The sequence below is a fragment of the Acidovorax sp. genome (assembly GCF_027492855.1).
GTDB lineage: Bacteria > Pseudomonadota > Gammaproteobacteria > Burkholderiales > Burkholderiaceae_C > Acidovorax.
The window spans coordinates 1-14,212 of record NZ_JAPUDY010000056.1; the positions used below are offsets into that span (position 1 = coordinate 1).

The 14,212-nt window shown below is 66.2% G+C and carries 12 protein-coding genes and 1 pseudogene; 8 read left to right on the top strand and 5 right to left on the bottom strand.

Annotation, left to right across the window (positions count from 1 at the left end; all coding sequences use genetic code 11):
* Positions 1-425: carboxyl transferase domain-containing protein (locus Q0105_RS11080; protein ID WP_298211714.1), on the top strand; the 425-nt coding region annotated here is incomplete at its 5' end.
* Positions 426-647: 222 nt separating this feature from the next.
* The gene (locus Q0105_RS11085) at positions 648-1,787 is read left to right on the top strand and encodes an aminotransferase class V-fold PLP-dependent enzyme (protein WP_298211716.1); all 1,140 of its coding nucleotides are present in this window, start codon (positions 648-650) and stop codon (positions 1,785-1,787) included.
* A gap of 173 nt (positions 1,788-1,960) precedes the next feature.
* Here the strand turns inward: Q0105_RS11085 and Q0105_RS11090 are convergent, their stop codons facing one another.
* Positions 1,961-2,401 carry an XRE family transcriptional regulator gene (locus Q0105_RS11090; protein ID WP_298211718.1) on the bottom strand — a complete coding sequence of 147 codons (441 nt, stop codon included), beginning with the start codon at positions 2,399-2,401 and terminating at the stop codon, positions 1,961-1,963.
* 208 nt (positions 2,402-2,609) lie between these two features.
* On the opposite strand from Q0105_RS11090, the gene Q0105_RS11095 reads away from it, so the two are divergent.
* Positions 2,610-2,831 carry a hypothetical protein gene (locus Q0105_RS11095; protein WP_298211720.1) on the top strand — a complete coding sequence of 74 codons (222 nt, stop codon included), beginning with the start codon at positions 2,610-2,612 and terminating at the stop codon, positions 2,829-2,831.
* Between the two features lie 31 nt (positions 2,832-2,862).
* On the opposite strand, the gene Q0105_RS11100 is transcribed toward Q0105_RS11095, so the two are convergent.
* The 3 genes from Q0105_RS11100 to purU form a co-directional block, all read right to left on the bottom strand.
* Entirely contained in the window at positions 2,863-4,368 is a 1,506-nt protein-coding gene (locus Q0105_RS11100; RefSeq protein ID WP_298211722.1) for an FAD-linked oxidase C-terminal domain-containing protein, read from the bottom strand.
* A gap of 178 nt (positions 4,369-4,546) precedes the next feature.
* A complete protein-coding gene (locus tag Q0105_RS11105) occupies positions 4,547-5,452 on the bottom strand; it encodes a LysR substrate-binding domain-containing protein (protein ID WP_298211724.1) in 906 nt (301 codons plus the stop codon).
* A 28-nt stretch (positions 5,453-5,480) separates the two neighbouring features.
* Positions 5,481-6,329, bottom strand: coding sequence for a formyltetrahydrofolate deformylase (gene purU, locus Q0105_RS11110; RefSeq protein ID WP_298211727.1), 849 nt, complete (start codon positions 6,327-6,329; stop codon positions 5,481-5,483).
* Positions 6,330-6,437: 108 nt separating this feature from the next.
* Between purU and Q0105_RS11115 the strand changes: the two genes are divergently transcribed.
* Positions 6,438-8,744, top strand: a complete 2,307-nt coding sequence (locus Q0105_RS11115) for a bifunctional diguanylate cyclase/phosphodiesterase (RefSeq protein ID WP_298211736.1) — start codon at positions 6,438-6,440, stop codon at positions 8,742-8,744.
* 15 nt (positions 8,745-8,759) lie between these two features.
* Here Q0105_RS11115 and Q0105_RS11120 read toward each other — a convergent pair whose 3' ends face one another.
* Positions 8,760-9,653, bottom strand: coding sequence for a ChaN family lipoprotein (locus Q0105_RS11120; RefSeq protein WP_298211729.1), 894 nt, complete (start codon positions 9,651-9,653; stop codon positions 8,760-8,762).
* A 72-nt stretch (positions 9,654-9,725) separates the two neighbouring features.
* Here Q0105_RS11120 and Q0105_RS11125 point away from each other — a divergent pair, with 72 nt between their 5' ends.
* The 4 genes and pseudogenes from Q0105_RS11125 to Q0105_RS11140 all read left to right on the top strand — a co-directional run.
* A complete protein-coding gene (locus tag Q0105_RS11125) occupies positions 9,726-11,690 on the top strand; it encodes a type IV pili methyl-accepting chemotaxis transducer N-terminal domain-containing protein (RefSeq protein WP_298211731.1) in 1,965 nt (654 codons plus the stop codon).
* Positions 11,687-12,418 carry a response regulator gene (locus Q0105_RS11130; protein WP_298211733.1) on the top strand — a complete coding sequence of 244 codons (732 nt, stop codon included), beginning with the start codon at positions 11,687-11,689 and terminating at the stop codon, positions 12,416-12,418. Before Q0105_RS11125 ends, Q0105_RS11130 begins: the two co-directional genes overlap by 4 nt.
* 309 nt (positions 12,419-12,727) lie before the next feature.
* On the top strand, positions 12,728-14,023 hold the full coding sequence (locus tag Q0105_RS11135; RefSeq protein ID WP_298211735.1) for a nitrate/nitrite transporter: 1,296 nt from the start codon (positions 12,728-12,730) through the stop codon (positions 14,021-14,023).
* A gap of 23 nt (positions 14,024-14,046) precedes the next feature.
* Positions 14,047-14,212: pseudogene (locus tag Q0105_RS11140) on the top strand (nitrate/nitrite transporter); the annotation flags it as partial.

Consider the following 14,212-nt stretch of genomic DNA (forward strand, 5'->3'; position numbering starts at 1 on the left):
CGGCCCAGGTGCGCCACGTGAGCCGCCTGTTCGTCACCGCCGCCAGCCTGCGCGTTCCGACCTTTAGCGTGGTGCTGCGCAAGGGCTACGGCCTGGGCGCCATGGGCATGGCGGCCGGGGGCTTTCACGCGCCGGTGTTCACCGTGGCCTGGCCCACGGGCGAGTTCGGCGCCATGGGGCTCGAAGGCGCCGTGCGCCTGGGCTTTCGCAAAGAGCTGGAGGCCCTGCCCGAAGGCGCCGAGCGCGACGCACTGTTTGCCAAACTGTTGGCCAAGTCCTACGCCAATGGCGAGGCGCTGCACATGGCGGCCACGCTGGAGATCGATGCGGTGATCGACCCGGCGGATACGCGAGCGTGGCTGGCGCGGGGCCTCGCGTCGGCGCAGGTGGGGCCGCTGGGGCACCGGTGCGTGGATACCTGGTAGTGCGGTGCGCAGGCACGGTGGCCCGTGCTAAGCTGGTTTTCTCACTAGCGTTGTGCCTCCAGATAGCCAGTCGCCTTCAAAACAAAGAACCGTTCAGTGAGCAAAGTCGAAACGCCGCGCAAGGCTTCGACTTTGCTCACTGAACGGGTTTGAGTGATGGAAGGCGAATCTCTATGAGGGGTGCATGCCGCTTAACCCCCTGCCTGCTACGGAGACTTTTTCATGCCCGGACTGCTGCCCGATATCGACCCCGATGGTTTGCTTGAATTTTCGGTGGTCTACACCGACCGCGCGCTCAACCACATGTCCAAGCGCTTCACCGGCGTGGTGCAGGACATTCTGGGTACGCTGAAAGAGGTTTACCACGCCCACACCGCCGTGCTGGTGCCCGGCAGCGGCACCTTTGGTATGGAAGCCGTGGCGCGCCAGTTTGCCAACAAGGAAAAAGTGCTCATCGTGCGCAACGGCTGGTTCAGCTACCGCTGGACGCAGATTTTCGACGCCGACAAGGGCCTGGGCGGCGGCTCGGTGGTGTGCAAGGCGCGCCAGCAGGGCAGCGGCCCACAAGCGCCCTGGGCGCCATGCCCGGCCGACGAAGTCGCAGCCACCATCCGCGCCGAGAAGCCCAAGGTGGTGTTTGCACCGCATGTGGAAACGGCCAGCGGCATCATCCTGTCGGACGACTACATCCGCACGCTGACGGCTGCGGCCCACGAGGTGGGTGCGCTTTTCGTGCTTGACTGCGTGGCCTCCGGCGCGATGTGGGTGGACATGCAGGCGACCGGCGTCGATGTGCTCATCAGCGCGCCGCAAAAAGGCTGGAGCGGCTCACCCTGCTGCGCGATGGTGATGCTGAGCGAGCGTGCCCGCCAGGTCATCGAAGGCACCACGAGCAGCAGCTTTTCGTGCGACCTCAAGAAGTGGATGCAGATCGCCGAGGGCTACGAAAAGGGCCAGCACGCTTATCACACCACCATGCCCACCGACGCGCTGGTGCGCCTGGCCGAGGTGATGGCCGAGACGCGCGCCTATGGCTTTGCCAAGGTGCGCGAGGAGCAGATCGAGTTGGGTGCCAAGGTGCGCGCGCTGCTCGAATCGCGCGGCTTCCCCAGCGTGGCGGCCGAGGGTTTCAAGGCGCCCGGCGTGGTGGTGAGCTACACCACCGACCCAGGCATCCAGAACGGCAAGAAATTTCTGGAGGTGGGCTTGCAGACCGCCGCCGGTGTGCCGCTGCAGTGCGATGAGGGACCCGATTTCAAAACCTTCCGCATCGGCCTGTTTGGCCTGGAGAAGTGGCACAACGTGGACCGTACCGTGGGCCATTTGTCGAAGGCGCTGGACCAGATCGCAGCCGCCAGTTAGGGAGCCTCTGCACGAATCACGCGTCAAGTGTGCGCTGCGGATCGGGAGGGGCTGCAAGGCGTAAAGCGCAGCAATAGCCGTAGCTATTGCGAGCATTGACAACGCGGCAGACCGCCCGAGGCCGCAGATGCACACGGCGCGATGATTCGTGCAGAGGCTCCCTGGCGGCTCTGTTACCGCTGCTGTTCGGCAGCAGCGTGTTCGGCCTCTTCGGCCGCATGGGCCTTGGCCAGGGCCAGTATCACCTCGCGCGCCAGGCGGCGCTTGGGCACGGGAAGGCGCAGGTACAGGTCAAACAGTTCGCGGTCCTGGTAGCCCAGGGTGACGTGCCAGGGTGCCTGGCGCTCGCGCGCCTGCAGCACGGCGCTGGTCGTATCGCCCCCCCAGCCCAGCTCCTGCACTGGCACCTGCAGCCATTCGGCCAGTGTGGCGAGCTTCTTGTGGTCGGGAATGGTTTCGCCCACCAGCCAGCGGCGCACGCCGTGCAAGGTCATGGGTTTGCCCCAGTGGCGGGTGTTGAACTCGCGCTCAAGCACCGATGCGCGGGGCTCGTAACCTGCCGTCACCATCGCATCGCGTAACCGCTGAGCAAATTGCTGTTTTTCATCCTGCATCCAGTGACATTAGAAAAATGGCCCACTGGAGGCGTAATTACATTCAATAGTCACGTTATTTTGTAATTTTAAGTTACGTTGCATTGCCAAGCAGTGTGCATGTGATGCAGCATCGGTGGGACGGTGTTCCTGGAGGAGCGCCGAGAGGGCGCCCAGTGCGATGGGCCATGCGGCCGTCGCGCTACGTCTTCACTGCGGAGGAAGCGGAATGTCCACAAAAAGCGATGAGGGAGGCCCGGCGTTTGCCGGGATGCAGCAGTCCATGGTGTTCGGCGACAGCGATGCACGGCCACCGCAGCAGAGCCAGGAGGTATGGCCCAGGCCGCTGACGCGACACGAAATTGCCAGCGCGCTCGCCAGCATGCACCGCCTGCGGGCTATGAGGGAGCGCGAGCGCCCCCCGCTGCCAGACGACGACGGGTCGCCCTGAGGCCCGTTGGGCGGGGGCGCCCAGGTTGTTTCTAGAACCTCGGCAGATCCGGGTGCTTGATCTGCCCGCCGCGCACCAGCATTTTTCCGTATTCCGCGCAGCGGTTGAGCGTGGGGATCACCTTGCCGGGGTTGAGCAGGCCCGCCGGGTCGAACGCATGCTTGAGGCCGAACATCTGCGCGTTCTCTTCGGCAGAAAACTGCACGCACATGCTGCTCAGCTTTTCCACGCCCACGCCGTGCTCGCCCGTCACCGTGCCGCCCATGGCCACGCTGGTCTCCAGAATGTCGGCGCCAAAAAGCTCGCAGCGGTGCAATTGGTCGGCGTCGTTGGCATCGAACAGGATCAGCGGGTGCAGGTTGCCGTCGCCCGCGTGGAACACATTGGCGCAGCGCAACTGGTATTTTTTCTCCATCTCCTGGATGGCCAGCAGGATGTCGGCCAGGCGCCTGCGCGGGATGGTGGAATCCATGCACATGTAGTCGGGGCTGATGCGGCCGCTGGCCGGGAAGGCGTTCTTGCGGCCGCTCCAAAAGCGCAGGCGTTCGGCCTCGTCCTGGCTCACGGCGATGGCGGTGGCCCCGGCGGCGCGCAGCACCTCGCTCATGCGGCCGATCTCTTCCTCGACTTCTTCGGGTGTGCCGTCGCTTTCGCACAGCAAAATGGCCTCGGCCGTGAGGTCGTAGCCTGCGTGCACAAAGTCCTCCACGGCGGCGGTCATGGGCTTGTCCATCATCTCGAGCCCCGCAGGGATGATGCCGGCCGCGATCACCGAAGCCACGGCGTTGCAGGCTTTGCGCACGTCGTCAAAGCTGGCCATGATGCAGCGCGCAAGCTGGGGCTTGGGGATGAGCTTGACGGTGACCTCGGTGGTCACGGCGAGCATGCCCTCGCTGCCGATCACGGCAGCCAACAGGTCGTAGCCGGGGGCATCCAGCGCCTCGCTGCCGAACTCCACGGGCTCGCCCTCCACGGTGAAACCCTTTACCTTGAGCACGTTGTGCACCGTGAGGCCGTATTTGAGGCAGTGCACGCCGCCCGAGTTTTCGGCCACGTTGCCGCCGATGGTGCAGGCGATCTGGCTGCTGGGGTCAGGCGCGTAGTACAGGCCGTAGGGCGCGGCGGCTTCGCTGATGGCCAGGTTGCGCACGCCACACTGCACCACGGCCGTGCGGCTTTCGGGGCTCAGGCTGAGGATGCGGTTGAACTTGGCCAGCGACATCGTTACGCCCATGGCGTGCGGCATGGCGCCGCCCGACAGCCCCGTGCCCGCGCCGCGTGCCACCACAGGCACCTGCAATTGGTGGCAGACCTGGAGCACGGCCTGCACTTCTTCATAGGTTTCGGGCAGGCACACCACCAGCGGGCGCTGGCGGTAGGCGGTGAGCCCGTCGCATTCGTAGGGCGTGGTGTCTTCGTTGTGCCAGAGCAAGGCGTGCGCTGGCACGGCACGGCCCAGTGCCTGGACGACTTCGGCCTGGCGCGCTGCGCGCTCGGCCGGGGTGGGGGCCGCAGTGGGGGAAGAGGCGGTGTTCATGGCCGCCACTGTAGGGGATGGGCGTGTGCGCGGGCTTGAGGATTTCTGCAGGGGTCTGTGAAAAACACCTGAGCGCTATAAAAATGCTAGCCGTTACCGCTTGTTGAATAGGCGCTAGGCCCTGTTTTTATGGAAATTCCTCGGGGTGGCCAGGGTTCAGTGAAGCTGGGACGCCGCCTTACGTCATGGTTTTGCGCAGCCATTCGGCGAACGCGGCGCATTCCCAGCGGTCCATGTTGCCGGTGCGCCAACATAGGTAATGCGCATGAGGGCTGGGGGCGTTGGTGGCGAACAGGCGCACCAGGGTGCCGTTTTCCAGCCAGGGGGCTCCGAGCTTGAGGCGCACCAGCGCCACGCCCATGCCGGCGGCGGCGCCATCGCACATCAGGCCGATGTCGTTGAACTGCGAGCCTTCGCTGGGCTCGGCCCAGTCCAGGCCCGTGGCCGCGAACCAGGTGCGCCAGGGCTCCAGCGGGCTGCGCAGCAGGGACACGTTTTCCAGGTCTTCGGGGCGCTCGAAGGGACCGTGCTCGCGGATGAAGGCGGGCGAGGCCAGGGGGGTGACCACGTCGCGGGCGATTTCTACATGCTCCACGTCGGCGTAATGGCCGGGGCCGTAGCGCACCATGAGGTCGGCGTCTTCGGCCACCACATCCAAAAGCGGAATGGACACCTGCAGCGCCAGGTCGATTTCGGGGTAGGCCTCGGTGAACTGGCGCAGGCGCGGAATAAGGATGGTGCGCGCGAACGTGGGCGTGACGGCCAGCTTGAGCCGGCGCCGCCCCGGCGCGGCCGCCTGCCCTGGAAAGCGCTGCAACGCGCCCAGCCCTTCGCGCACATGGGCCAGGTAGGCGCTGCCCTCGGTGGTCAGCGAGAAGTCGGCCCGCCCGAACAGCCGCACGCCCAGGATCTGCTCGAGCTGCTTGACCCGGTGGCTCACGGCGCTGGGCGTGACGCACAGCTCGTCGGCCGTCTGCGTCACGCTGCGCAGCCGCGCCAGCGCCTCGAAGGTCAACAGGCACTGAATGGGCGGAATGCGCCGCGCCGCGCTGCTGAGAAAGGACGATGAGGCTGCCGTGGTCATGGGTGTGGAGCGAAGCAGTGGGGAGAGATTAGCGGAAGACGACCGTTTTGTGGCCGTTGAGCAGCACGCGGTGTTCGCTGTGCCACTTTACGGCGCGGGCCAGCACCAGGCTTTCGGTGTCGCGGCCCCGGGCGGTGAGGTCTTCCACGGTGTCGGTGTGGTCGGCGCGGGCTACATCCTGCTCAATGATGGGGCCTTCGTCCAGGTCTGCCGTCACGTAGTGGGCGGTGGCGCCGATGAGCTTCACACCCCGGTCGTGCGCCTGGTAATAAGGCTTGGCGCCCTTGAAGCTGGGCAGGAAGCTGTGGTGGATGTTGATAGCCCGTCCGGCCAGTTTTTGACATAGGTCAAGAGACAGGACCTGCATGTACCGTGCCAGCACCACCAACTCGGCCCCTTCGGCCTCGATAATCTCGTACTGCTTTGCCTCGGCCTGAACCTTGGTGGCGGCGGTGACCGGAATGTGATGGAACGGCACGTTGTAGCTGGCTGCGAGTTGATAGAAATCGCGGTGGTTGCTGATGATGGCGCGGATGTCGATGGGCAGCAAGCCGCTTTTGCAACGGAACAGCAGGTCGTTGAGGCAATGGCCTTCCTTGCTGACCATGAGTACCGTCTTCATGGGCGTGGCCGTGGCGTGCAGGGTCCAGCGCATCTGGTGGGGCTCTGCAAACGTGGTCAGGCGGGCTTTGAGGGTGGCGTGGTCGTGCTGGTCGCAGGCGAATTGCACCCGCATGAAGAACAGGCCTGTGGCGTGGTCGTTGTATTGCGCGGCTTCTTCGATGTTGCCGCCGTGCTCCAGCAGAAAGCCGGAGACGGCGTGCACCAGCCCCAGGCGGTCGGGGCAGGACAGGGTAAGGATGTAGGCGTTGGTCATAGCTGCGCAATTGTCGCAGCATGGTTAGGGGGAGCCTGTTCAATGTCTTTTTGGAGGCCCCAAAAGACATTGAACAGGCTCCATGCGCTTGGGGGAACGGGGGAGTCGATGGTCAATCCGGGCAATGCCCCACGTTTTTCCCCCTGGCGGGGGATGCTGCTGTACCTGGTGCTGGGTGTGGCATGGGTGTACGTGGGCGATGTGCTGGTGGCGCGCTGGGTGCACGATCCGGTGCAGATCACACGCTTTCAGACCCTGAAGGGCTGGGGCTATGTGGTGTTTACCAGCGCCGTGGCCTGGTGGATGTTGCGGCGCATGCGCCGCGCCGAAAAGGTGCGCTGGTCGGTGGCGCGGGAGCTGTCGCAGATCGTGCGCCACGCTCCCGCGGGGTTTGCACGCCTGGCGCCGGACGGGCGCTTTCTGTGGGCCAACGAACGCTTATGCGACATGCTGGGCGCTTCGCTGGCGGATGTGCTCCATCTCAATTTTCACCAGGTGATGCTGGTGCGGGACCGGGACAGCGCCGTGGCCCAACTGGCGCGTCTGCTGGCGGGTGAGATCGACCACTACGTGGACGAACGCGAGTGCCTGCGCCCTGACGGCGCGCGCAAGGTGTCGGTGCTGTGCACCATGACGCAGATACCCGCCACGGACGGCGAGCCCGCGCACCTGGTTTGTGTGGTGCAGGATATGGACGAGATCAAGGCTGCGCGCGATGCGCTGCGGACCAGCGAAGCCCGCCAACGGCTGGTCGCCACCGTGGTGGACAACACCATCGAAGGCGTGGTGGTGACCGACGCGCACAGCCGTATCGTGTCCGCCAACGCCGCCGTCACCCGGCTGCTGGGCTACTCCGAGGAGGAACTGCTGGGCAAGACGCCGCGTGTGTTCAAGTCGGGCCGCCACGACCTGGCGTTCTATGAGGCCATGTGGAACGCGGTGCGCCAGACAGGCCACTGGCAGGGCGAAATCTGGAACCGGCGCAAGAACGGCGAGGTGTTTCCGGAGCACATGTCGTTGTCGGCCGTGCGCGACCCGAGCGGCGAGGTCACGCATTACGTGTGCATGTTCACCGACATCTCCGAAGAAAAGGCGCACCAGCGGCAACTGGAGTTCCTGGCGCACAACGATGCGCTCACCGGGCTGTCCAACCGCGCCTGGTTCGGCCAGCAGCTCGAGCTGGTGGTGCAGGAGGCGCGGGCCGATGGCGAGCACATTGCCGTGATGCTGCTCAACCTGGACCGCTTCAAGGACGTGAATGACAGCTACGGCCACCTCGCGGGCGACGAGGTGCTCAAGCACATCGCGCGGCAGGTGCAGTCGGCCCTCAGGCCCGGCGACGTGATGGGGCGGCTCGCTGGCGACGAACTGGCCGTGGTGGCGCGCCACCTGCGCCACGCCGATGGGGCCGCGGTCGTGGCGCGGCACCTGATCACCGCCGTGGCCGAGCCCTGGCGCTCGCCCGACGGGTTCGAGGTGGTGGCGGGCGTGAGCGTGGGTATCTGTATGTTCCCCGAGCACGCCAGCACCGCCGGGCTGCTGCTGCAGGGCGCGCATGCGGCGGTGTATGGCGCCAAGGCCCGGGGACGGGGCGCGTGGTGCTTTTTTAATGAGGCGATGACGCAGGCCGCGCGCGAGCGGCTCGCGCTGGAATCGCGCCTGCGTCTGGCGCTGGCCCAGGGCCATCTGCAGATGCACTACCAGCCGCAGGTAGACATTGCCACGGGCCGCATCCTGGGGGCCGAGGCACTGGTGCGCTGGAACGACCCCGAGGAGGGCCTGATCTCGCCCGCCCGCTTCATCCCTGTGGCGGAAACCTCGGGCGTGATCGGCCCGCTGGGCGAATGGGTGCTGCGCGAGGTCTGCCGCCAAGGGCAGCAGTGGCGCGCAGAGGGCTTGCCTGGCATGACGCTGGCCGTCAACGTGTCGCCGCGCCAGTTTCACCTGACGGACCTGGCGGGCTGCACCTCGGCGGCGCTGGCCGACTCGGGCTTTCCGAGCGAACTGCTGGAGCTGGAGATCACCGAAACCGCGCTGGCCGAGCGTACCGAGGAGGTGAGCCAGGTGCTTACGCGCCTGCGCAAGCTGGGCGTGCGGATCGCGGTGGATGACTTCGGGACCGGGTATTCGTCACTGGCGCAGCTCAAGCGCTTTCCGATCGATGTGCTCAAGATCGACCAGAGCTTCATCCGCGACATTCCGACCAGCGCGGACGACATGGCCATCAGCGCGGCCATCATCGCCATGGGGCACAGCATGGGCCTGTCGGTGCTGGCCGAGGGTGTGGAGGACGAGGCACAACTGGCCTTTCTGCGCGAGCGCGGATGCGACGCTTACCAGGGCTACCTGTGCAGCCGGCCGCTGGCCGCCGATGCGTTCGCGGCGCTGATGCGGCAGCGCGGCGGGTCGGGCTGATGGCAGGGCAGGCGGCTACTTCCCCGCGCCTGCGCCCTGGCCCCACTGCTCGCGCAGTTCGGCGCAGTGGTCCTTGGGCGGTAGGGCAGGGGTCTCAATCACTGTATCTGCTTCATTTTTGATAGCTGGTTGCGCTTGTCCTTCCTGCGCAAGAAGCACTTTTGAATTGAAGTTTTCAGGCCAGTGCGTGGGAATGCCCAGGCTGCGCAGCACATGGCCACCACCGGCTACCAGCACCACGGTCTGGCCGGGGCGCAAGGCCTCTTGCGCGGTGCGGGCCATGCTGGCGTCGCGGGCGATCTGGATGCGGGCCATGGGCGCGACCTGCGGCTCGGGCAACAGGCCGCAGTGGCCCTCGCGCAGTGCTTCGTACTGCCGCTGCAGCGCGGGGGCGGGCAGGTGCCTGTCCCAAGCGGCTTTGCCCATGGCAGCACGCATCTGGGCGCGCGGCAGGTTGCCGCCCAGCACGGGAACACCCGCGCGCACGGCGGCCATCACCACGGGGCCATAGGCTGCCCAGGGCCAGGCGGTGTCCTTCCACTGCAGGGCGGCTTGTGCCTGGGCTTCGGTGGCGTCGCGCGGCAGGCCGCTGGTGCTGTGGCCGCGCTCGGCCATTTCCATCACCAGGGCTGCAAGCTGGCCCCTGGCCGCCAGCCATTGCACGGTGTCGCGTTGCAGGCGCTGGTGGTCGGGGGCATCGTGTTTCTCGCCCAGCAGCAGTACATCGGTGGGCAGCAGGGCCTGCAGGCGGGCGGGCCAGGCGTCGGGTGCGGGTGTCGCTGTGTTGGCGCAGGCGGTTGTCAGCAGGGCCAAAAAGGCCGCCAGGGCGAGCGCGGGGGCCGCGCGGCAGGGGCGGTTCAGTCTGGGAATCGCGCTGGCGGCGAAGGATGGCGAAGGCGCAGTTTGCATGGTGCGATGCTACGCGGGCCAAACTTGACGCAAGTCAAGAACCAGCGGGAAGCCCCTGCCTACACTGCCTTGATGAGGTCCAACCCCACGCTCACCACCAAGCTCCTGGCCCTGGGCGCAGGTTTTCTCGTGGTGGCGCTTGCGTCCATCAGCCTTACGCTGTGGGTGACCTGGAAGCTGGAAGGTGGCGCCGCCGCCGTGAACGAGGCGGGCCGGTTGCGCATGAACATGATGCGCATGGTGCTGGTGCTGCAAACCGAACCGGCCGAGGCGGTGCAGGCGCGCGCGCAGCTTTTTGACGCCAGCCTGGACCTGCTGCGCACGGGCGACCCCTCTCGGCCGCTGTTCGTGCCCTGGAGCGACGAGACGCGCAAGCGTTTTGAAGCCATCCGCGCCCAGTGGCAGCAGGCCCGCAGCGGCTGGGTGAGCACGCTGCCGCCCAACCGGGCGCAGACACTGGCACAGGCCGATGCCTTCGTGCAGCAGGTCGATGGTTTTGTGGATGCGATCGAGATCCAGATCGCGGGCTGGACGGCGGCGCTGCACCTGTTCCAGCTGTTCATGATGGCGCTGGCCATTGTGGCGGCCGTCACCTTCATGGCCGTGAGCTACCTGCTGGTGATCAACCCCGTGGCGCGGCTGCAGGCGGCCCAGGCCCGCCTGCGCCAGGGCGAGCTGGGCACGCGCCTGCCGGTGGAGACCGATGACGAATTCGGCCAGCTCTCGGCGGGCTTCAACCTCATGGCGCATGCGCTGCAGGCCTCGCACGACGACCTGGAGCACAAGGTGCAGGAAAAAACCGCCAGCATCGCCGTGCAGAACCAGCGCCTGGCAGCGCTGTATGAGGTGAGCGCGCTGACCTCTTCTGCCAGCAGCCTGGAACTGCTGGCCCAGGGCTTTGTGCGGCAGATCCGCCGCGTGGCCGGGGCCGACGCTGCCGCCGTGCGCTGGTCCAACGAGGCCAACGAGCGTTATGTGCTGCTGGCGGGCGACGGCCTGCCCCGCGCCATGTCTGACGGCGAGCACTGCCTGCACACCGGCTCGTGCCTGTGTGGCCAGCCACAGGCCCAGGCGCGCACGCGCGTCATTCCCATCACGCCATCGACCGAGGTGGCGCTGCCGCACTGCCGCGATGCGGGGTTCCAGACCATGGTGACCATCCCTGTGCAGATGCAGCAGCGCCTGCTGGGCGAGGTGGACCTGTTCTTTCGCGCCCAGGTCGAGCTGACCGACGAGGTGCGTGAGCTGCTAGAGGCCATGACCCGCCATCTGGCCAGCGCCATGGAGGGCCTGCGCGCCACCGCGCTGGAGCGTGAGGCCGCCGTGGCCGAGGAGCGCAGCCTGCTGGCGCGCGAGCTGCATGACTCCATCGCGCAGTCGCTCGCCTTCCTCAAGATACAGACCCAGCTGCTGCGCGACGCGGTGGCGCGTGGCGACGAGGCCAAACGCGACCGCAGCATGGGCGAGCTGGACGTGGGCGTGCGCGAGTGTTATTCCGACGTGCGCGAACTGCTGGTGCACTTTCGCACGCGCACCAGCGAGGAAGACATCGAATCCGCGCTGCGCGCCACGCTGTCCAAGTTCGAGCACCAGACAGGCACTGCCACCACGCTGGGCATGGTGGGCCACGGCCTGCCGCTGGCGCCCGACCTGCAAATCCAGGTGCTGCACATGGTGCAGGAAGCATTGTCGAACGTGCGCAAGCACTCTGGCGCCACGCGGGTAGAGCTGCTCGTGCACCGCCATCCGCGCTGGCGCTTCGAGGTGCGGGACAACGGCTCGGGCTTTGACGTGGCCTCCGTGCCGCCCGACTCGCTGCACGTGGGCCTGGGCATCATGCGCGAGCGTGCCCAGCGCATCGGGGCCGTGGTGCAGGTGGAATCCGGACCAGGGCAGGGCACCACCGTATGCATCGAAATGCCCACGGTGGCCCCCGAGCCCGTCACCGCGCCACGTTCGCCATCCACCGCCCAGGCGCGGCCCGTGGCCAACGACAAAACCCCCATCGCCGCACTGCAGGAAGTACACACCCCATGACGACCACCCTGTCATCCTTGGCCCAGCCCTCGCTGCCGGAGTCTGCGGCGGCGCCCGTCACGCTGCTGGTGGTGGACGACCATACGCTGTTCCGGCGCGGGCTTATCGCCCTGCTGGGCCAGGACGACGGCCTGCAAGTGGTGGGCGAGGCGGGCGACGCGGCCGAGGCCCTGCGGCTGGCGCCCCGGCTGCAGCCCCAGGTGATCCTGCTCGACAACCACCTGCCGGGTGTGATGGGGGTGGATGCCATCCAGGGTCTGCGCGAGGTGTCGCCCACATCGCGCGTGCTGATGCTCACCGTGAGCGAAGACGCGCAGGACCTGGCAACGGCGTTGCGCAACGGCGCGCAGGGCTACCTGCTCAAGACCATCGACGGCGACCTGCTTGCGCAAGCCATCCGCCGCGCAGCGCGGGGCGAGCCTGTGGTCAGCCCCGAGCTGATGGGCAAGCTGGTGGCGGCCTTTCAGTCGCAGGGTGCACCCGAAACGTCGCCACCGCCTCCGCAGGCCGAGGCTGCGACCGCGGGTGGCTGCACGCCGCTGTCGCCGCGCGAGGAAGACGTGCTGCGCGAGATTGCGCGCGGCGCCAGCAACAAGGAAATCGCACGCACGCTGGACATCGCCGAGACCACGGTAAAAATCCACGTGCAGCACATCCTGCGCAAGCTGAGCCTCACCTCCCGCGTGCAGGCAGCGGTGTATGCCTCGGACCGCCAGCGCGTGGAGTAGCTGACGCCCCGTGCCAGGGGCAGCAGGTGTTTTGTTTGCTCTCAAAATGAGAGCTGCTTGCGCTTTGTTGGTGGCGATTTTTAGCTATTTCCTTTTGAAATCCAGAGTGGATAAGCGCTAGCCGCTCCTGAATTGGGAGCGTTTGGCCGCCGTTGCCAGCGCGCCCTGGCAAGACATAGTTCTTTTGGACGATGGCCTTGCCTTAGTGACTACTCCCTTTGCCGCGCCGTACACCCTCTAGCGAAGGATGTGCAAAACCGGCCATCGGCGTGACCATTGCTTACATCCCAAAAAGAGAGGACTAGCGCAATGGCACATACCCCCTTGCCCCCGGGCGACAGCCCGCAGCGCACCCGCCAGGCCTGGTCGGTGCTGATCGTCAGCACCTTCGCATTCACAGTCTGCTTCATGGTCTGGATGATGTTCGGCGTCATCGGCATCCCTATCAAGAAGATGCTCAACCTGAACTCCACGCAGTTCGGTTTGCTCATGTCCATGCCCGTGCTCACGGGCTCGCTGGTGCGGGTGCCACTCGGTATCTGGACCGACAAGTACGGCGGCCGCATCGTGATGGCCGCCGTGATGGCCACCACCGTGCCCGCCATCTGGATGATGGGCTACGCCACCGAATACTGGCACTTTCTCACCATCGGCCTGTTCGTGGGCCTGGCAGGCGGCTCGTTCTCGGTGGGCACGCCCTATGTGGCCCGCTGGTTCCCCAAGAACCGCCAGGGCACGGCCATGGGCGTGTACGGCGCGGGCAACTCGGGCGCGGCCGTCAACAAGTTCGTGGCCCCGGTGCTGCTGGTGGCCTTTGGCTGGACCATGGTGCCCCAGGTGTACGCGGCCATCATGCTCGGCACGCTGGTGTTGTTCTGGATCTTCAGCTACAGCGACCCGGCCCACCTGGTGCCCAGCAACGTCAAGTTCACCGACCAGCTCAAGGCGCTGAAGGACCCCAAGGTGCTCAAGTACTGCCAGTACTACAGCATCGTGTTCGGCGGTTATGTGGCGCTGTCGCTGTGGATGGTGCAGTACTACGTGGGCGAGTTTGGCCTCGATATCCGCGTGGCCGCGCTGTTGGCGGCCTGCTTCTCGCTGCCTGGCGGTGTGCTGCGCGCCATCGGCGGCATGCTCAGCGACAAATATGGCGCGCACAGCGTGACCTGGTGGGTGATGTGGGTGAGCTGGATCTGCCTGTTCCTGCTGTCGTACCCACAGACCGATTTCACCATCGCCACCGTCAACGGCCCCAAGACCTTCCACATCGGCCTGAACGTGTATGTGTTCACCGGCCTCATGTTCCTGCTGGGCATTGCCTGGGCCTTCGGCAAGGCCAGCGTCTTCAAGTACATCAGCGACGACTATCCCCAGAACATCGGCGCCATCAGCGGCATCGTGGGCCTGGCGGGTGGCATGGGGGGCTTCATCTTGCCCATCCTGTTCGGTGCGCTGATGGATCTCACCGGCATCCGCTCCAGCGCTTTCATGCTGATGTACGGCGTGGTGTGGGTCTCGCTCATCTGGATGTACTTCACTGAAGTGCGCCGCACCCATCTCATGGGCACGCAGGGTGCTGCTGCCGCCCCGGCCGCCGTCCGCTGATTTTTTGCAAGGAACCCATCACCATGTCTGCCACTACCAACAGCGGGCGCCAGGGGCGTCTGCTCACCCTCTGGGCTCCCGAGGACAAGACGTTCTGGGAGCGCGAAGGCGAGGCCGTCGCCAAACTCAACCTCTGGATCTCGGTGCCCGCGCTGTTCCTGGCCTTTGCCATCTGGCAGGTCTGGAGCG